The following is an 18,763-nucleotide window of genomic DNA, read 5'->3' on the forward strand; positions in this document are numbered from 1 at the left end:
CCGGAACCGCCCGCACCGCCCCGAACCGTCCCGCACCGCCGCGTGCGATACCGCACCACCCGGCAGTACCCCTGCGATCCCCGTGCCGCGTCCCCTTCGTCCGCGACCGCCCTCATGACTCACAGCCCCGCCCCGCGCCCCCGCTCCGCCCGACCCCGGCGTCACCCCCCACCGGTCCCCGGGCCTCTCCCCGTCGTCCGTACCGAGCCAAGGAGTGCTCTCCCCATGACCGCGCACGAAGTCCGGTCCGCCGCCTCGGCCCGCTCCTTCCCGCCGGGCTTCGTGTGGGGGGCGGCCACCGCCGCGTACCAGGTCGAGGGCGCCGCGACCGAGGACGGCCGCACCCCCTCCATCTGGGACACCTTCAGCCACACCCCCGGCAACGTCTTCCGCGACCACACCGGCGACGTGGCCGCCGACCACTACCACCGGATGCCGGAGGACGTCCGCCTGATGCGCGAACTCGGCATCGGCGCCTACCGGTTCTCCGTCTCCTGGCCCCGGGTCCAGCCCACCGGCCGCGGCCCGGCCGTCCAGCGCGGCCTCGACTTCTACCGGCGGCTCTGCGACGAGCTGCTCGCCAACGGCATCCAGCCCGCGGTGACCCTCTACCACTGGGACCTGCCGCAGGACCTGGAGAACGTCGGCGGCTGGCCGCGGCGCGCCACCGCCGAGCGCTTCGGCGACTACGCGGCGATCGTCGCCGAGGCCCTCGGCGACCGGGTCTCCCTGTGGACCACCCTCAACGAGCCCTGGTGCAGCGCCTTCCTCGGCTACGGCTCCGGCACCCACGCCCCGGGCCGCGCCGACCCGGTCGCCGCGCTGCGCGCCGCCCACCACCTCAACCTGGGCCACGGCCGGGCCGTCGCCGTGCTCCGCGAGACCCTGCCGCCCGATGCGCAGATCGGCGTCACCCTCAACCCGCACCTGGTCCGGCCGCTCTCCGAGACGCCGGAGGACCTGGAGGCCGTCCGGCGCATCGACGCCGTCGGCAACCGGATCTTCACCGGCCCGATGCTGGCCGGCGCCTACCCGGACGACCTCTTCGCCGACACCGCCCGGCTGACCGACTGGTCCTTCGTCCGCGACGGCGATCCGGCCGCGATCCACCGGCCGCTGGACGCGCTGGGCATCAACTACTACACCTCCCGCGTCGTCTCCGCCTCCCGCCCCGACGGGCGGACCGCGCGCGGCACCGCGCGCCCGGCCTCGCCGTGGCCCGGGGCGGACGGGGTCGTCTTCCACCAGCCGTCCGGCGAACGGACCGCGATGGGCTGGCCCGTCGACCCCACCGGCCTCTACCACCTGCTGATGAGCTTCACCGCCGACTTCCCCGGCCTGCCGCTGGTGATCGCCGAGAACGGCGCGGCGTACGACGACCGCCCCGGCCCCGACGGCACGGTGCACGACCCGGAGCGCATCGCCTACCTCCACCGCCATCTGGACGCCGTCCTGCGGGCGCTGCAGAACAGCGCCGACGTGCGCGGCTACTTCCTCTGGTCGCTGCTCGACAACTTCGAGTGGACCTACGGCTACGGCAAGCGGGTCGGGGCGATCTACATCGACTACGAGACCCAGGCCCGCATCCCCAAGTCCAGCGCCCGCTGGTACGCCGGGGTCGCCCGCACCGGCCGCCTCCCGGACGAGGTCCCGCTGCCGCTGCCCGAACAGGCGTCCATGCCGTTCCCCGAGCAGAACTCCGCCCCGCTCACCGAACAGCTGCCCGAGCGGCGGGTCTCCGGGGCGCAGCAGGTTCCCGGGCAGGTCCCCGGAGACATCTCCGGACAGCTGTCCGAGCAGTAGGCCCGTTCGCGAGCCGCTTCCGTACGAGTGAGAGGGATCCCATCCCCATGACCGACACCGGCAGTCCCCGGGACCTCCCGCGGTTCCCCGCGCACTTCCGCTTCGGCGCCGCCACCGCCGCGTACCAGATCGAGGGCGCCCACGACGAGGACGGCCGCGCGCCATCCATCTGGGACACCTACTGCCGCACCCCCGGCAAGGTCGAGGGCGGCGCCACCGGGGACACCGCCTGCGATCACTACCACCGCTACCGCGAGGACATCGCCCTCCTGCGGGAGCTCGGCGTGGACAGCTACCGCTTCTCCATCGCCTGGCCCCGGGTCCGCCCCGGCGGCGACGGCGAGGTCAACAAGGCGGGCCTGGACTTCTACGACCGGCTCACCGACCTCCTGCTGGAGGCGGGCATCACCCCCTGCGCGACCCTCTACCACTGGGACCTGCCGCAGGCCCTGGAGGACCGCGGCGGCTGGCGGATACGGGAGACGGCGGAGCTCTTCGCCGAGTACACGGCCGTCGTCGCCGGGCGGCTCGGGGACCGCGTCGGCCGCTGGATGACCCTCAACGAGCCGTTCTGCAGCGCTTTCCTCGGCTACGCCCGGGGCCGGCACGCGCCCGGCGCCCGCGAGGGCCGCGGGGCCCTGGCCGCTGCCCACCATCTGCTGGTCGGCCACGGCCTGGCCGTGCGGGCGCTGCGCGAGGCCGGGGCCCGGGAGGTCGGCGTCACGCTCAACCCGGAGCTGCTGGTCCCCGAGAGCGACACCGCCGCCGACCGGGCGGCGGTGCGGCGCGCGAAGACCGTGCACAACGACATCTGGCTGGACCCGCTGTTCGCCGGCCGCTACCCGCGGTACGAGCGGGAGACCTGGGGCGAGCTCGCCGCGGATCCCTCCTGGCGGCTCGACGGCGACCTGGAGCTGATCGGACAGCCGCTCGACTTCGCCGGTGTCAACTACTACCGCCCGATGACCGTGCGCGACGTCCCGCACACCGAGCCGGACCCCGCCGCGCGCACCGCCGTGGACACCGGGGCCGCCGAGCTCTGGCGCGAGGACGTCCGGCGGACCACCATGGGCTGGCCCGTCGTCCCGGAGGCCCTGGGCGAGCTCCTCACCGGGCTCACCCGGGAGTACCCGTCCCTGCCGCCCCTCCTCATCACGGAGAACGGTTCCGCGGAGGCCGACACCGTGGCGGACGACGGCTCCGTCCACGACGCGGACCGGGTCGCGTACCTCCGCGACCATCTGCGGGTGCTGGCGGACACGATCGCCGCGGGCGTGGACGTCCGCGGCTACTTCGTCTGGTCCCTGCTCGACAATTTCGAATGGGCCTTCGGTTATGACCGGAGGTTCGGGATCGTCCGGGTCGACTACGACACGCTGGAGCGCACCCCGAAGGACAGCTACCACTGGTACCGGTCGCTGATCGCGGACCACCGCGCCCGGCACGGCGGCACCCCCGCCACCGGCTGACCGGACGGCCCACGTCCCGCCGCGGGTGGCTGCGGCGGGACGTGGACGAGGGGGACGGCGCGGCTCAGCTCGCGGCCGCGCCGCTGCCGTAGGGCGCGTACAGATCCAGCAGCCGGGTGCGGGCGGCCGTCAGCCGGTGTGCGACGACCCCCGCGACCGCGGTGGACATCGCCCGGCCCAGCACCGGGTCCTTCTCCAGCAGCGCCAGCACCTCCGCCGCCTCGAACTGGTAGGCCCGTACGGGGCTGAGCGCCTCCGCGCCGAAGTTCCAGCGCCGCGGCGGAATGAGCCAGGACCAGCCGAGCAGATCACCCGTGCCGAGCGTCTCCACGGTGGGGGAGCGGCGGCCGGGCACGTGCACGTCGACCGTGACGCTCCCGGACTTGATCAGCCAGAAGCGGTCGGCCGTCCGGCCCTCCTCGAAGATCCGCGTCCCGGCCGGGAAGACGACCTCCCGGGCCAGCTCCATCAGCCTCTCGCGCTGCTCCTGCGTCAGCGCGGCGAGTACGCCGTTCCTGTTGGTCATCATCCGCTCCCTTCACGCACTTCAGGTGTCCCCTGTCGATGATCCGCCTGCGGGGGCGCCTCCGTACGGGGCCGAAAGTCCCCGAATGGGGGTGCCGTACCGCCCTGCCGGGGAACAGGGGAGGGTGCGACGGTGGAGCCGCGAGGCCGGCGAGAGGGCCGGCGGGAGAGAGGAGACGGTGGACCGATGGAACTGCCCGTGGTCGTGGGTGTCGACGGTTCGGAACACAGCCTGGCCGCACTGGACTGGGCGGTGGACGAGGCCGCCCGCCACGGGGCGGCCCTGAGGATCGTGCACGCCTCCCTGTGGGGCGCGTACGAGGGTTCCGAGTCCGCCGCGGGCACCGCCCGCTTCGCCGAGCCGCTGCCGGTCGAGAAGATCCTCGGGGCCGCCGAGGAACGCGCCCGCGAGCGGGAACCCCGGCTGGCGGTCACCACCGAGGCCGTCCCCGACGACCCCGCGGCCGCCCTGGTCCGGGAGGGCCGCAACGCCTCGCTCCTCGTCACCGGCAGCCGGGGCCGGGGCGCCATCGGCGGTCTGCTGCTCGGCTCGGTCGGCCTGGCGGTGGCGGCCCGCTCCGACTGCCCGGTGGTCGTGGTCCGCGGTACGGATCACGGTCCGGCCGCGTCCGGCCGGCGGGTCGTGCTCGGCGCGGGCGACGAGACGGACGGCGCCACCGCCGCCCGCTTCGCCCTCCGCGAGGCCGAGGCCCGCGGGGCCGGACTGACCGCCGTACGGGCCTGGCGCCGCCCGCACGAGCCGATGCGGCACCCCCTGCTCACCGGGAGCCCCGGCCAGGCGGAGGAGGAGCAGGCCGAGTGGATCCTGGAGGAACTGCTGCGCGAACCGCGGCGCGACCACCCCGGGGTCGAGGTCACCCACGAGATCGTCGAGGGCCCGGCCCGCAAGGCCCTGCTGGACGCCTCCCGCACCGCCGCCCTGCTGGTCGTGGGCGCGCGCCGGCGCGAGGGGCACCTCGGCCTCCAGCTCGGCATCGTCAATCACGCCGTGCTGCACCACGCCGCATGCCCCGTGGCCGTCGTCCCCGAGCGGCACTGACCACGTCTCCCGCCCGGGCCGGACCACCGCCGGCCCGGGCGGCCGTCCGCAGCCGCACCGCACCGGAGAGGGAACGCCCGTGCACGAGGACCCCGCGACGGACGCCCCGGCCCCCGGACGGGGCCCGGACCCGCGGCAGCCGGCCCCGCATCGGGCGGCCGCGGCACCCGTGCCCGCCCCGCGGGCCTGGGTCCTGGACACCGACGGGGTCATCACCGACTCCGCCCGGGTGCACGCCGCGGCCTGGAAGACGGCCTTCGACGCCTGCCTGCGCGACAACCCGCCGCCCGACCCGGCCGCCCGCCGCCCCTTCGACCCCGGCGACGACTACCGTCGCCACGTCGACGGCAGGGCCCGTCTCGACGGTGCCGCCGCCTTCCTCATCTCCCGCGGACTGCGCCTGCCCGCCGGAGACCCCGGCGACCCGCCCGGCACCGGCACGGTGCGGGCCGTCGCCGCCCTCAAGGAACGCCTCTTCACCGAACGCCTCGGGGCCGGCGGCATCGAGGCCTACCCCGGCACCGTCCGGCTGCTGCGCGCGCTGAAGCGGGCCGGCGTGCCCCGCGCCGCCGCCTCCGCCTCCCGGCACGCGGGCGAACTGCTGGAGAGCGCGGGGGTACGGGACCTGTTCGACGCCCTCGTCGACGGCCGGGAGACGGCCCGGCTCGGGCTGCCCGGCAAACCCGACCCCGCGCTCTTCCTGGAGGCCGCCGCCCGGCTGGGCGTACCGGCCCGCGAGACCGCCGTCGTCGAGGACGCGCTGGCCGGCGTCGAGGCCGGCCGCCGCGGGGGATTCGGCCTGGTCGTGGGCGTGAGCCGGACGGCGGACGAGAGCGCCGCCGAGGATCTGCGCCGGCACGGCGCCGACCGCGTGGTCCGGGACCTCGCCGAACTCCTGTCCGGCCCCGGACCGGGCGTGATCCCCGGCGCGGTCCCCGGCCCCGGCGTGAGCCCCCGTCCCGGCCCCGAAACCGAGAAAGGCCCGGCATGAACGACTGGACCTGGAGGTACGAGGGCTACGACCCGGCCCGGGAACGCCTCCGCGAAGCCCTGTGCACCCTCGGCAACGGCTACTTCGCCACCCGCGGCGCCGCCCCCGAGTGCACCGCCGACGGCATGCACTACCCCGGCACCTATGCCGCCGGCTGCTACAACCGGCTCACCTCCACCGTCGCCGGACGCGAGGTCGAGAACGAGGACATGGTCAACCTGCCGAACTGGCTGCCGCTGCGCTTCCGCGCCCACAGCGACGGCACGGCGGACACCGCCCCGGAGACCGCCTGGTTCTCACCCGACGCCGGGGGCCTCCTCGCCCACGAGCAGACCCTCGACCTGCGCTCCGGCACGCTGACCCGCGCCTTCCGCTGCGAGGACGCGGCCGGCCGCCGCATCCGCGTCCAGCAGACCCGCTTCCTGCACATGGCCGACCCGCACCTCGCCGTACTGCGCACCGTCCTCGAACCGGAGAACTGGTCGGGTCTCCTGGACGTCGAGTCCGGACTCGACGGCGAGGTCACCAACTCCGGTGTGGCCCGCTACCGCGACCTCGCCGGGCGCCATCTCACCGGCGTCACCACCGGCATCCGGGAACCGGACACCGTCTGGCTCCACTGCCGCACCACCCGCTCCGACATCGGCATCGGCATGGCAGCGCGCACCACCACCACACCCCAACCCGCCTCCTCCCGGCTGGAACCGGGCACCGCGCACACCCGCCGGCTGCTGCTCCTGCCCGCCGCGCCCGGCAGGCCCGCCACCGTCGACAAGACCGTCGCCCTGCACACCTCCCGCGACCCGGCCGTCGGCGACCCGCTCCAGGCCGTCCTCGACCGGGCCGGGCAGGCGCCCCCTTACGCGGACCTGCTCGCCTCCCACCGCCGGGCCTGGCACGAACTGTGGGAGCGCGCCGAGCTGGACGTCCCCGGCGAGGCCGGCCGCATCCTGCGGTTCCACCTCTTCCACGTCCTGCAGACCCTCTCGCCGCACACCGCCGGACTCGATGTCGGCGTGCCCGCGCGGGGCCTGCACGGCGAGGCGTACCGGGGCCACGTCTTCTGGGACGAGCTGTTCGTGCTGCCGTATCTGAACCTGCACTTCCCCGAGGTGTCCCGCGCCCTGCTGGACTACCGGCACCGGCGGCTGCCCCGCGCCTGCCGCTCCGCGCGCGAGGCGGGCCGCCTCGGCGCCATGTACCCGTGGCAGAGCGCCGCCGACGGCCGCGAGGAGACCCAGGAGGTCCATCTCAACCCGCGTTCCGGCCGCTGGCTGCCCGACCACTCCCGGCTCCAGCACCATGTCGGCTCCGCGGTCGCGTACAACGTCTGGCACTACTGCGAGGCCACCGGGGACACCGGCTATCTGCAGACCAGGGGCGCCGAGATGCTGACGCAGATCGCGCGCTTCTGGGCGAGCGGCGCCGAGTTCGACCCGGCACTGGGCCGCTACCGCATCCGTGGGGTGGTCGGCCCCGACGAGTACCACGAGGGCTACCCGGACGCGTCCGCCCCCGGGCTCGACGACAACGCGTACACCAACGTCACCGCCGCCTGGGTGCTCACCCGCGCCCTGGAGGTCGTCCGCGCCCTGCCCGAGCCGCGCCGCCGGCAGCTCTTCGAGGAGACCGGCACGGACCCCGGCGAACCGGACCGCTGGGAGGAGGTGTCCCGCCGGCTGCACGTGCCCTTCCACCGGGGCGTCATCAGCCAGTTCGAGGGCTACGGCGAACTCGCCGAGCTGGACTGGGACGGGTACCGCCGCCGCTACGGCAACATCCGCCGGCTGGACCGCATCCTGGAGGCCGAGGGCGACAGCGCCAACCGCTACCAGGCGTCCAAGCAGGCCGACGCGCTGATGCTCGGCTATCTCTTCCCGCCCGCCGAACTCGCCGGGATCTTCCGGCACCTGGGCTACGAACTCGACGACGACACCTGGCGGCGGACCGTCGACTACTATCTGCGCCGCACCTCGCACGGCTCGACGCTCAGCGGCCTCGTGCACGGCTGGGTCCTGGCCCGGGTGCGGCGTGCCGAAGCGTGGGAGTTCTGCCTGGAGGCGCTGAAGGGCGATGTGGCCGACATCCAGGGCGGCACGACCGAGGAGGGCATCCACCTCGGCGCCATGGCCGGCACCCTCGACCTCGTACAGCGGGGCCTGACCGGGATGGACCCGCGCGCCGACGCGCTCGTCCTCGACCCCGCGCCGCTGCCGGAACTGTCCGAGTACTGCTTCACCGTCCGCTACCACAACCACTGGGGCCTGGCCATGCGGCTGAGCCCCGGTCAACTCCGCATTGATGTACCGGCGTCCGACGAACCGCCGGTCCGGCTGGTGCTCCCGGACCGGTCCGTCACGCTCGACCCCGGCGAGTCCTGCACGCTGGAGCTGACGGAGCCGTAGGCCGGGAGTCCGCGGCCCGGGGCCCCGCGGTGCGCGGCGGTCCGCCGGGTAGGGAAGACTCGGACCGGACACCCGGCGCGGCCACCGCCGGCGCGCCGGTGTCCCCACGACCGATCCGCCCGCACTCAGCACACGGAGGTAACTCCCATGCCCCGACCCGTCGTCGCCGGTCTGGACGGCACCCGGGCCAGTTTCGCGGCCGCCGACTGGGCGGCCCGGGAGGCACTCCGGCGGGAGCTGCCGATGACCCTGGTGCACGCCTGGAGCTGGGAACCGGTCGACCTGCCCGTCACCCGGGACGAGGAGACCCAGCGGGAGGCGGCGCGGCGGATGCTGCACGAGGCCGCGGCCGGGCTGGAGGAGCGGTACCCGGATCTGGACCTCACCGTCGAACAGCCCCCGGCGCCCGCCGTCGCGGCCCTGCTGGAGCGGAGCGAGGACGCCGAGATGCTCGTCCTCGGCACCCGCGGCTACGGCCCCCTGCTCGGCTTCCTGCTGGGCTCGGTCGGCCTCCAGGTGCTGGGCCGGGCCGGCGGCCCGGTGGTCATGGTGCGGGCGGCCGAGGACGAGAGCGACCGGCCGGAGCGGCGACGGGACGAGGTCGTGGCCGGCCTGCACCAGCTCACGGCCGGCGGTGAACCGGTCTTCGCGTTCGCCTTCGCCCACGCGGCGGCCCACGGCATGCGGCTCCGCGCCGTACGGGCCTGGAGCCTGCCCACGGTCTTCAACTACAGCCCGGCGGCCATGAAGCTCGCCGACGAGTCCGGCGGCATCGAGGCGCACGAGAAGAAGCTGCTCCACGACGCGCTGAAGCCCTGGCGGGAGCGGTACCCGGAGGTGGAGGTGGTCGAGCACGTGGACATCGGTGCCGCGGCGGAGGTGCTGCTGAGCGCCTCGGCCCGGGCCGGGCTCATGGTCGTCGGCCGCCGCGGGACCCCGGGCCGCGGCCGTCATCTGGGTCCGGTGGCCCACGCGACGCTGCACCACGCCGGCTGCCCCGTCGCGGTGGTGGCCCACGACTGAGACGGGGGCGGGGCCGCGGGCCGTGGCGCCGGCGCCCCTTCCCCGCCCCCGCGTTCCCCGCCTTTCCCGCGGTCCCGCGGTCCTCGTTCTGCGCTGGGGGCCTGCCCGCGCCGCTACGGCAGCGGGGTGCCGCCCGTCGCGTTCAGGATCTCCGCCGTGATGAAGCTCGCGTCCTGCGAGGCGAGGTAGACGAACGCCGGTGCCATCTCCGCCGGCTGGGCGGGGCGCCCGAGCGGTGCCTGCTTCCCGAACTTCTCCGTGTCGGGCATCGTCGCCGGGATCAGCGGGGTCCAGACCGGGCCGGGCGCCACCGCGTTGACGCGGATGCCCCGGTCGGCGAGGTACTGCGCCAGCCCCTGGGTGAAGGTGACGATGGCGCCCTTGGTGGTCGCGTAGTCCAGCAGATGCGGGCTCGCCTTGTACGCCTGTACGGACGTGGTGTTGATGATGCTGCCGCCCTCGGGGATGTGCGGCAGGGCCATCTTGGACAGCCAGAACATGCCGTACAGATTGGTCCGCATCGTCCGGTCGAACTGCTCGGTGGTGATGCCCTCGATGCTCTCCGGCTGCGCCATCTGGAACGCCGCGTTGTTCACCAGGACGTCGATCCGCCCGAACTCCTGGACCGCGCGGTCCACCAGCGCCCGGCACTCGGCCTCCTCGCGGATGTCGCAGGAGACGGCGACCGCCCGCCGCCCGGCGTCCTCGACGAGCCGGACGGTCTCCCGGGCGTCCTTCTCCTCTTCCTCCAGATAGGTGAAGAGGACGTCGGCGCCCTCGCGGGCGAAGGCCAGCGCCACGGCCCGTCCGATGCCCGAGTCGCCGCCGGTGACGAGGGTGCGGCGGCCCTCCAGCCTGCCGCTGCCCCGGTAGGACGACTCGCCGTGGTCGGGCTCGGGCCGCATCTCCTCCGTGTGGCCGGGGTGCGGCTGGTCCTGCTGCGGGAAGTCCGGCCGCGGGTGCCGTGTCACGGGATTCCGCTGGTTGTCGTTCATCCAAGCCGTCCTGATTCTTCCGTTTGCGGGTGTGCATCGGGTGCCCTGCCGCACGCCGGGAAAACCGCCGCACCGCCCGTACGGAGGGTGCGTGCGCGGCGGGGCGGCGGCGCGGAGGAATATGCCTCCGGCTGAACACACCGCCGCCCCCGCCCGTAAGAGAGGAGCAGGCGGGCTGGCCGCCGCACGGGCTGAGGAGGTTCCCTCGCATGACCGCGCATCGCACGGCTGGGCCGGCCGTAGTCGCCGGTGCCGCCGCTCTGCTGCTCCCCGCCCTGGCCGCGGCCCCGGCGGCCGCCCACGGGGCGCCGACCGGCCCGCTCAGCCGCGCCGCCGCCTGCGGGCCGGAGGGCGGCGCGTACGCGCGGTCCGCCGCCTGCCGCGCCGCCGTCGCCGCCAACAAGGGGCAGCCGCTGGGCGCCTGGGACAACCTCCGGCGGGCGGACACCGGGGGCCGGGAGCGCGAACGCCGGGTCATCCCGGACGGCCGGCTGTGCAGCGCGGGCCTCGACGCCCACCGCGGCCTGGACACCCCGCGCACCGACTGGCCGGTCACGGAGCTGTCCGCCGGCTCCCGGCTCACCCTCGGCTACGAGGGCACGATCCCGCACCCGGGCACCTTCGACCTGTATCTGACCCGGCCCGGATACGACCCGTCGTCCCCCCTGACCTGGTCCGATCTGGATTCCAAGCCGTTCGCGTCCGTCACCGGCCCGCAGCTCGCGGACGGCTCCTACCGCATCCGGGGCCGCCTCCCCGCCGACCGGACCGGACGCCATCTGCTCTACACGGTCTGGCGGACCACGGACTCCTCGGACACCTACTACTCCTGCTCCGACCTGCTCCTCGTACCGGCCGGGACGGCGGGCGGCGGTGCCGGGGACGCCGACGGCCCGCGGGACCGGCCCGCCCGGGACCGGGGCGAACGCGGCGGCGAGGCGGCGCCCGGCCCGGCCGGGAAGACCCCGCCCGCGAAGACCCCGGCCGCGGAGTCCGCCGGCCCGGACGCCTCCGGAACCCCGGAGGCTCCGGACGACGGCGAACCGGCGGAGGGGGTGGCGGGCGGGGCGGCGGACGCCGGGGAGGACACCCCGCGGCCGGACCCGCGGGCCGTGGCCTCCTCCTCCGCCACCGACTCCTGGCTGCTGCCGGCGGGCGCCGCGGCGCTCCTCGCGGGCGGCGCCGCCGTCGTGGTCACGCTTCTCCTCCGCCGCCGGCGCTCCTGACCTTCTCCCCGCCCCGGAACGGTCCGCATCCGCCCCGGGGTCCGGCAGGCGCCGGCACCGCCGATCCACCGCCGCCGCGGACTTGTCCGCGGCGCACCGAACCGACAAGGAGCTCCCCGCCGTGTCCCAACCGCTCGATACCGGCGTGCTGCGCAGCACCGCGCACAGCCCGTCCTGGGCCATGCTCAACCGCCTCTCGGGGAACGACACGTCCGGCGGCGCGGCGGGGGCCGTGCGGCAGGCCGAGGGCTCCGGGAGGGTGGCGGCCCCCGCGCCGCCGCCGGCGACCCCGCTGAACCCGGTGGCCCCGTACGGCAACGGCGCGGCCCCGCAGGCGCCGGGCGGCACACAGCAGCGGGTGGACTTCTGCATCCCCTGCAACCCGTACTTCCCGACCCCGCACATGTTCGGGCGGCTGCGGGACTCCCTGGAGACGATCCTCAAGTACTACCCGAGCGACGCCGACACCGTCACCGCCGAACTCTGCACCGTGCTCGGCCTCAACCCGCAGACCGTCGCCATGGGCAACGGCTCCACCGAGCTGATCACCTGGATCGACCACCTGCTGGTCGAGGAGAGCCTGGCCGTCCCGATCCCCACCTTCGGCCGCTGGACCGACCAGCCGCTGGAGACCGGCAAGCGGGTGGATATGTTCCCGCTGCGGGAGGAGCAGGACTTCGCGCTCGACCTCCAGGAGTACGTGCGGTTCATCCGGCGGCGCGGCTCCCGGGTGGCCGTGGTGTGCAACCCCAACAACCCCGACGGCGGCTATCTCCGCCGCAGCCAGATCGTCTGGCTGCTGGACGAACTCGCCGATCTCGACCTGGTGGTCATCGATGAGTCGTTCATCGACTTCGTCGACGCCGAGCGCGCCCCGTCCGTCGCCGAAGAGGCCACGATCCGGCCCAATGTGGTCGTCCTCAAGAGCCTCGGCAAGAACTTCGGCCTGCACGGCATCCGCTTCGGCTACTGCGTCGCCAACCCGGCCCTCGCGGCCACCATCCGCAACGCGCTGCCGAAGTGGAACCTCAACGCCTTCGCCGAGACCGTGGTCTTCATGCTCAAGGAGTACGGCGCCGAGTACCAGCAGAGCCTGAGCATGCTGGCGAGCGACCGCGCCAACATGGCCATGGCCCTGGCGGCGCTGCCGGAGCTGGTGGTCTTCCTCTCCCAGGGCAACTTTCTGCTCGTCAAGCTGCCGAACGGGGTGGACGGGGTCGCGCTGCGGGACCGGCTGCTGACCGAGCACGGCCTCTACGTCCGCGAGTGCGGCAACAAGCTCGGCAGCAGCAGCCGCTTCCTCCGGCTGGTCGTCAGGCCGTACGCGGACGTCGAGAGACTCGTGGCGGCCCTGCGCACCTGTCTGTACGGCACCCGGCCGTCACCGCAGCAACAACAGCAACAACAGCAGCCGCCGCCGGCGCAGCAGCCGCGACCGGCGCAGCAGCCACCGCATCAGGCGCTCGCGGCGCTGCCGGTGGGGGCCGCGGTCTCCTGACCCTCCCGGCCCGGTGCCCCGCCCGGTCCCCGGCACGCGCGGGGAGGCCGGTCCGGGGAGCGGACGGGGCCGGGTGGAAACGGAACCGGGGCGGGGCGGGCGGGGCGGAGCGGCCGGGTGGAGGACGGCGGGTGGAGGAGGGGCGAACGGGCGGGGGCGGGGCCTCCGGTGGCACGTCACCGACGGGTCCCGGCGGCGGCGTTCGTGAGAACGTTGGGGCACAGCGATACGACTGGTCCGGGAGGCGGCGCGATGGTGCTATCGGCGCGAGAGGTGTTGGACGAAGCGGTACGGGAACTCACCCCGGACTCCGGGGGCAACCGCTTCGTCGCCCGCGTCGCGGAGGGCACCGCGCCCCCGGAGGCGCTCGCGGTCTTCGCCCTCGAACAGCGGCACATCATCGGTTCCGACCGCCGCAGCTTCCTCCACCTGGCGGACCGGGCCGCCGCCGAGCCCGCCGTCGAGGCGTTCTTCACCGGCCTGGCGCAGGGCGAGACGCTGGCCCTGGACCGGCTCGCGGACCTGGAGGCGGCCTGCGGCCTCGACGCGGACACCGTCCGTGACTACGAGCCCCTGCCCGGCTGCCAGACCTACCCGGCGTACGTCTCCTGGCTCGCGCTCAACGCCGAGCCGGTCGAGGCCGTCATCGCCCTCACCGCCAACTTCGCGGCCTGGGGCAACTACTGCGCGGAGATGAGCCGCGGCCTGCGCCGCCACTACGGCTTCACGGACGCGGCCTGCGGCTTCGTCGACTTCTTCGCCACCCCCGCGCCGGAGGTCACCGAACAGGCACTGGACGCCGTGCAGTCCGGCCTGGACGCCGGACTGCCGTTCGGGCGCCGGGCGGTGCACCACTACGGACTGCTGCTGCAGACCTACGAACTCATGTTCTGGGACACGCTCGCCGAACCGGCCGCCGTCCGCCGCCCGGCGGAGTCCCGCCGGGGCGGCAGCCGCGCCGGCACCTGAACGGGCCGGCGGCGGCCCGCCCCGCGTACGCCGGGCCGGCCGCCGCACCGCGACCGCTCATCCCTCCCGGCTCCCGCGGGTCCGCGAGCGGTTCTCCTTGCGCACGGCCTCCAGCAGTTCCTGCCGCGACATCTTCGACCGGCCGGCGATGTCCATCCGCTGGGCCAGCTCGTACAGATGGGCCTTGGACGCCTGCTCGTCGACGCCCTCGCCGGTCGGCCCGCTCTGCGGCCGCGGCTGCGCCGCCCGCCGGTCGGACGGCCCCTTGCGGCCGCCCTCCTTGCGCTCCCAGTGGTCGCCCACCTTCTCGTACATGTGCTTGAGCGCGCCGAACGCCACCCGGTGCGCACGCTCGCCCTCGCCGTACTCCTCCACGGCCGAGTCGTGCGCCTTGATCCAGGTGCGCTGCGCCTTCTTGTCGGAGCGCTCCAGGGTCGAGGGGAGTTCCTTGCGTCCCGGCACCGGGACCACCTGCCTTCTCCGTCGGTCTCCGTCGGTCTCCGTTATCCGGTCCATCCGGTTCATTTGGTTCGTCCGGCCGGCCACCGGCCGGATCCCTCCCGGGTACCCGGCAGCGGCCCCCTGATGCCCGGCGCCCGGTGCCCGGCGCCCGCCGTCCCGGCCGCGGTGCGGATATGGGATCTTGTTCTGATCACCGGACCCGGTTGCCCCGCGGCCGGGTCCGGACGCCGTCGCACGGCGGTCTTCACCACCGGCCCCCGGGGGAGGAACTCCACACCATGAGCACCGTCGGATCCGTTCTCGTCATCGGCGGCGGCACGGCCGGAAACGGCCTCACCGTCCTGCTGCGCCGGGCCGGGATCGAGGTGGAACTGGTCGAGGCCGCGGAAGACTGGAACGCCCGGACGGGCTCCGGCCTCACCCTCCAGGGCAACGCCCTGCGCGTGCTGCGCGAGATCGGCGTGTGGGAACAGGTGCGCGACCGGGGTTTCGCCTTCGACACCCTCGGGATGACCGCCCCCGACGGCACGGTGCTCCGGGTGATGCGGGACCTGCGCACCGGTGGCGAGGACCTCCCCGCCACCCTGGGCATCGGCCGCCCCCGGCTCCAGCGCGTCCTGATGGAGGCCGTCCGGGCCTCCGGCGCCCGGGTCCGGCTCGGCACCACCGTCAGCTCGCTCGACCAGGAGCCGGACGGCGTCTCCGTACACTTCGCCGACGGCGGCTCCGGCCGCTACGACCTCGTCGTGGCCACCGACGGTCTGCGCTCACCGACCCGCGAGCTGATCGGGATACCGGACCGCCCGCAGCCCACCGGCATGGGCATCTGGCGGGCCACGGCGCCCCGCCCCGAGGGCGTCGGGCGCACCGACCTCACCTACGGCGGCCCGTGCTGGATCGCCGGCTACTGCCCCACCGGCGAGGACTCCCTCTACGCCTACCTCGTCGAGCCGGCCCGCGACCCGGCCGCCCTCGACCCGGCGCGCCACACGGAGGAGATGCGGGCCCTCGCGGCCGGCTACGGCGGTGTCTGGAAGACGATCGGCGAGCACCTCACCGACCCGGAACGGGTCCACTACACCTGGTTCCACCGGCTGCTGGTGGAGGGGCCGTGGCACCGGGGCCGCGTCGTCCTCGCCGGGGACGCCGCCCACGCCTGCCCGCCGACCCTCGCCCAGGGCGCCGCGATGTCCCTGGAGGACGTCTTCGTCCTGGCCGGTATCCTCACCGGCCCCGATGCGGCGGCATCCTCCCTCGACGCGCTGCTCACGGCCTACCGGGAGCGCCGGATGCCGCGCGTGCGCAGGGTCGTGGACGCCTCGGTGCAGCTGGGGGAGTGGCTGATGCGCGGCGACCGAGCCGCGGACGCCCCGGGCCTGATCGGCCGCACCATGGCCGCCCTGAGCGAGGAGCCGTAACGGGCGCCCCGCCGCCTCGCCGGCACACCGGTACGTCGACACATCGGCACACAGGGGGTTTGGGCAGGTGCGTTCCGTGTTAACCGGTGGCGGAGGCCGCGGGTGAGTGAGTGCGGAATGGCACCGGCCCCGGCCCGGACGGAGGCATGACTGTGAGCCCTGTGAAGGAGATGCTGAGGACCTACCCGGCCGATCTGGGCGGTGTCGACCGCGAGGCGATGGAACGCTGCATCGAGGAATGCCTCGCCTGCATGCAGGCGTGTACGGCGTGCGCCGACGCCTGCCTGTCGGAGGACGACCCCGGGTCGCTGCGCAAGTGCATCCGGACCAACACGGACTGCGCCGACGTCTGCGACACCACGGCCCGCGTGCTCTCCCGCCACACCGAGTACGACGCCAACATCACCCGTGCCGTCGTCCAGGCCTGCGCCACGGTCTGCAAGTCCTGCGGCGACGAGTGCGCCCGGCACGCGGACATGCACGAGCACTGCCGCGTCTGCGCCGAGGCCTGCCGCCGCTGCGAGGAGGCCTGCAACGCACTCCTGGCCACGCTCGGCTGACCGGCCGTTGCGCGCGGACCCGGCTCCCCGGCGGGACCGCCGCACCCGACGCGGCCCCGCGGGGGCGGCCGGACCACGCTCCCGGCCGACTCCCGTGCCGGCCGGGGCGTGCCACCGTGTTTCCGTGGTTCTCCGGGGGCGGCACAGTCTGTACGGACGCTGAAGGGAAGGGTGCTCGATGGAGGCTGCCCTGCGGTTCGACGGGTGGATCGCGGGGGTCGGGACCGCCTCCGGGACGCGCATGGTGGTGGGGCACTGGCCCCGGTCGCCGTTCGGGCCGTTCAGTGACGTCATGGTCGAACGGCCGGACGGGGAGCGGCTGTTGCTCGCACCCACCCGGCAGACCGCGGACTTCGTCGGCGGTGTCTACCGCTTCGACCGGGTGCTGGTCACCCCGGTGGCGGTCGGCACGGCCGGAGCGGTGTGGAACGTCACCGCCCGGCCGCTGAGCCTGCGGTTCACCACCGGGCGGCGCGGTCCGCTCGGATGGCTGCTGCGCTGCGTGCCCGCGCCGCTCGCCGCCCGTCCCGCCTGGGTGGCGCTGACCGACGTCCCCGCCCGGCTGCTGCCCGGGGTGCGGGCCAGGGGCAGCGCCGCCGGGGGGAGCCGCGAGTGGTACGGGGCGCGGGACCTGCTGCCCGTCGTCGGGGCCTCCGCCCGTTTCGACGGTGAGGACCTCGGCGCCCTGGCGCCGGTCGCGCCCCCGGTCCGGTTCGGTTTCGGTTCCACTCCGCGCAGGCCCGCCCTGGTGCGGGTGGTCACGACGGTGGTGCCGGCGCCCGGGTGACGGGTCCCGTCCGTCCCCGGTCCGCCGGGCCCTACGCGCCGGTCGTACGCGCGTACGTCAGGAAGGCCGCGCCACTGCCCAGGACCGTGTGGCCGGTGAGGTCCCAGCGGCGGGGGTCGAAGGCGGCGCGGGGGGAGAAGAGGGGGATGCCGTTGCCGACGGTCAGCGGGCTCAGTTTGACGATCAGTTCGTCGATCTCGCCGTAGAGCGCCCCGGCCAGTTCGCCGCCGCCGATCAGCCAGATGTCCTTGCGGTCACCGGAGTCCCCGCCGTCCTCCCGCTTGAGCTCCCGGACCTTCGCCACCGGGTCCCCGGATACGAGTTCGACCGCCGGATCCGGGCTCTCGCTCAGGGTGCGGGTGACGACCAAGTGCCGCAGGTGCGGGTAGGCGTCGGTGATGTCCGCCTTGAGGCCGATCTCGTAGGTGCGCCGGCCCTCGATGACGGTGTCGAAGCGCTTGGACTCCCCCGTGACGGACAGCGCGGCCCGCGCCGGGGCGGGCAGGGTCTCCGGGTACTCGGCCACGATGTGGGCGAGGTAGTCCTCCGGGATCGGCCAGAAGCCGCCGGGGCCGGTGGGGTCGGCCCCGTCCGGGCCCGCGATGAAACCGTCGAGGGTGGAGGCGATGTAGTAGACGAGCTTGCGCACGGGGGACCTTTCGTCGATCGGCCGGCGGCGGTGGCGGCTCCGGAGACCGGGCGCCGGGCGGGGCGGCCCGCGGTCGCCGGGACCTCCGCGATCTTCGCACGCGTACCCCGCGCCGCGGGGCCGATCAGCCGCAGAAGCCGCGGACCAGCGCCCTCGCCGTCGTCGTCGCCCGCGCGGCCACCCTCTCGGCGGCCTCACCCGGCTCGCCGAAGAGACCGCTGAGCAGCAGGGCCGCATAGCCGCGGGTCAGCGCGGCCAGGGCCTCCAGGAGCGTGGTGGCGAGCTCGTGGCCGCCGTCGGGGACCAGCGCGAACGCGTCCGGCAGCAGCATGTCGATGAACGCCCGCCCGCTGTCCCGGAGTTCGGGGTGAGCCGCGCGCAGATCGGCGTGGAAGAGGATGTCGAAGCCGCCCCGGAAACGGGCGGCCGCGCGGACGTAGACCTCGCCCACCGCCGCGAGCCGGTCCTCCGGGGTGACGATGTCCGCGACCGCCTCGACGTACATCTCGTTGACCCGCCGCGACACCTCCAGCGCGGCGGCCGCCAGCAGCGCGTCCCGGTCGGCGAAGTGGCGGTACGGGGCGCCCGGGCTGACGCCGGTGCGGCGCGCGGCCTCCGACACGGAGAAACCGCGCACCCCGGCCTCGTCGACGATCTCCAGCGTGGCACGGACCAGCGCGGCGCTCAGATCGCCGTGGTGGTACGTGTCGCGCCGTCCCTTCGCCCTGGTCACCATCCCGTAGAGCCTACTCAAAGTCCCCGGGGGCGCCGCGCCGGGTGAGGCCGCCGATTCCCGCGGTCCCGGTGATTCCGCCGGTACCGGCGGCCCGGCGGGCCGGGGCGCGCGAGGACGGCCCCGGCCCGCCGGCACCCCGGGCACGGGAAGGGGAACGGCACCCCCGGACCGGAGCCGGGGCCGGAGC

At 74.8% G+C, this 18,763-nt stretch carries 17 protein-coding genes; 12 read left to right on the forward strand and 5 right to left on the reverse strand.

What is annotated here, in order from left to right; all coding sequences use genetic code 11:
* The first annotated feature begins 225 nt into the window (after positions 1 to 225).
* Complete coding sequence (locus LIX60_RS28985; protein ID WP_227962121.1) at positions 226 to 1,803, forward strand: GH1 family beta-glucosidase; 1,578 nt, start codon at positions 226 to 228, stop codon at positions 1,801 to 1,803.
* A gap of 47 nt (positions 1,804 to 1,850) precedes the next feature.
* A complete protein-coding gene (locus LIX60_RS28990; RefSeq protein ID WP_227962123.1) occupies positions 1,851 to 3,272 on the forward strand; it encodes a GH1 family beta-glucosidase in 1,422 nt (473 codons plus the stop codon).
* Between the two features lie 64 nt (positions 3,273 to 3,336).
* On the opposite strand, the gene LIX60_RS28995 is transcribed toward LIX60_RS28990, so the two are convergent.
* A complete protein-coding gene (locus LIX60_RS28995; RefSeq protein ID WP_227962125.1) occupies positions 3,337 to 3,798 on the reverse strand; it encodes a Crp/Fnr family transcriptional regulator in 462 nt (153 codons plus the stop codon).
* 186 nt (positions 3,799 to 3,984) lie between these two features.
* On the opposite strand from LIX60_RS28995, the gene LIX60_RS29000 reads away from it, so the two are divergent.
* The 4 genes from LIX60_RS29000 (at position 3,985) to LIX60_RS29015 (ending at position 9,276) form a co-directional block, all read left to right on the forward strand.
* Entirely contained in the window at positions 3,985 to 4,857 is an 873-nt protein-coding gene (locus LIX60_RS29000) for a universal stress protein (protein ID WP_227962127.1), read from the forward strand.
* Between the two features lie 169 nt (positions 4,858 to 5,026).
* A complete protein-coding gene (locus LIX60_RS29005) occupies positions 5,027 to 5,848 on the forward strand; it encodes an HAD family phosphatase (protein WP_227962961.1) in 822 nt (273 codons plus the stop codon).
* Positions 5,845 to 8,253 (forward strand): glycoside hydrolase family 65 protein, encoded by a 2,409-nt coding sequence (locus tag LIX60_RS29010; RefSeq protein WP_227962129.1) that lies wholly within the window; start codon positions 5,845 to 5,847, stop codon positions 8,251 to 8,253. The genes LIX60_RS29005 and LIX60_RS29010 overlap by 4 nt, the downstream gene beginning before the upstream one ends.
* 147 nt (positions 8,254 to 8,400) lie before the next feature.
* Positions 8,401 to 9,276, forward strand: a complete 876-nt coding sequence (locus LIX60_RS29015) for a universal stress protein (RefSeq protein ID WP_227962131.1) — start codon at positions 8,401 to 8,403, stop codon at positions 9,274 to 9,276.
* A 113-nt stretch (positions 9,277 to 9,389) separates the two neighbouring features.
* Here the strand turns inward: LIX60_RS29015 and LIX60_RS29020 are convergent, their stop codons facing one another.
* A complete protein-coding gene (locus tag LIX60_RS29020) occupies positions 9,390 to 10,271 on the reverse strand; it encodes an SDR family oxidoreductase (protein WP_227962132.1) in 882 nt (293 codons plus the stop codon).
* 209 nt (positions 10,272 to 10,480) lie between these two features.
* Here LIX60_RS29020 and LIX60_RS29025 point away from each other — a divergent pair, with 209 nt between their 5' ends.
* From LIX60_RS29025 to LIX60_RS29035, 3 genes are all read left to right on the forward strand, one after another.
* Positions 10,481 to 11,497, forward strand: coding sequence for a lytic polysaccharide monooxygenase (locus tag LIX60_RS29025; RefSeq protein WP_227962134.1), 1,017 nt, complete (start codon positions 10,481 to 10,483; stop codon positions 11,495 to 11,497).
* A gap of 121 nt (positions 11,498 to 11,618) precedes the next feature.
* Positions 11,619 to 12,995: a histidinol-phosphate transaminase gene (locus LIX60_RS29030; RefSeq protein ID WP_374117937.1), complete on the forward strand. Its 1,377-nt coding sequence runs from the start codon at positions 11,619 to 11,621 to the stop codon at positions 12,993 to 12,995.
* A gap of 273 nt (positions 12,996 to 13,268) precedes the next feature.
* Positions 13,269 to 13,964, forward strand: coding sequence for a transcriptional regulator (locus tag LIX60_RS29035; RefSeq protein ID WP_308101919.1), 696 nt, complete (start codon positions 13,269 to 13,271; stop codon positions 13,962 to 13,964).
* Positions 13,965 to 14,021: 57 nt separating this feature from the next.
* Here the strand turns inward: LIX60_RS29035 and LIX60_RS29040 are convergent, their stop codons facing one another.
* Positions 14,022 to 14,426, reverse strand: coding sequence for a ChaB family protein (locus tag LIX60_RS29040; protein ID WP_227962139.1), 405 nt, complete (start codon positions 14,424 to 14,426; stop codon positions 14,022 to 14,024).
* 278 nt (positions 14,427 to 14,704) lie between these two features.
* Between LIX60_RS29040 and LIX60_RS29045 the strand changes: the two genes are divergently transcribed.
* From LIX60_RS29045 to LIX60_RS29055, 3 genes are all read left to right on the forward strand, one after another.
* Positions 14,705 to 15,844, forward strand: coding sequence for an FAD-dependent monooxygenase (locus tag LIX60_RS29045; RefSeq protein ID WP_227962140.1), 1,140 nt, complete (start codon positions 14,705 to 14,707; stop codon positions 15,842 to 15,844).
* A gap of 146 nt (positions 15,845 to 15,990) precedes the next feature.
* Positions 15,991 to 16,404, forward strand: a complete 414-nt coding sequence (locus tag LIX60_RS29050; protein WP_039821079.1) for a four-helix bundle copper-binding protein — start codon at positions 15,991 to 15,993, stop codon at positions 16,402 to 16,404.
* A 178-nt stretch (positions 16,405 to 16,582) separates the two neighbouring features.
* Positions 16,583 to 17,191, forward strand: a complete 609-nt coding sequence (locus tag LIX60_RS29055; protein WP_227962141.1) for a hypothetical protein — start codon at positions 16,583 to 16,585, stop codon at positions 17,189 to 17,191.
* 31 nt (positions 17,192 to 17,222) lie between these two features.
* Here the strand turns inward: LIX60_RS29055 and LIX60_RS29060 are convergent, their stop codons facing one another.
* Entirely contained in the window at positions 17,223 to 17,840 is a 618-nt protein-coding gene (locus LIX60_RS29060; RefSeq protein ID WP_227962150.1) for a dihydrofolate reductase family protein, read from the reverse strand.
* Between the two features lie 124 nt (positions 17,841 to 17,964).
* Positions 17,965 to 18,576 carry a TetR/AcrR family transcriptional regulator gene (locus LIX60_RS29065; RefSeq protein WP_227962152.1) on the reverse strand — a complete coding sequence of 204 codons (612 nt, stop codon included), beginning with the start codon at positions 18,574 to 18,576 and terminating at the stop codon, positions 17,965 to 17,967.
* Between the last annotated feature and the right edge of the window lie 187 nt (positions 18,577 to 18,763).

Source organism: Streptomyces sp. S07_1.15 (assembly GCF_020739505.1).
Classification (GTDB): Bacteria; Actinomycetota; Actinomycetes; order Streptomycetales; family Streptomycetaceae; genus Streptomyces; species Streptomyces xinghaiensis.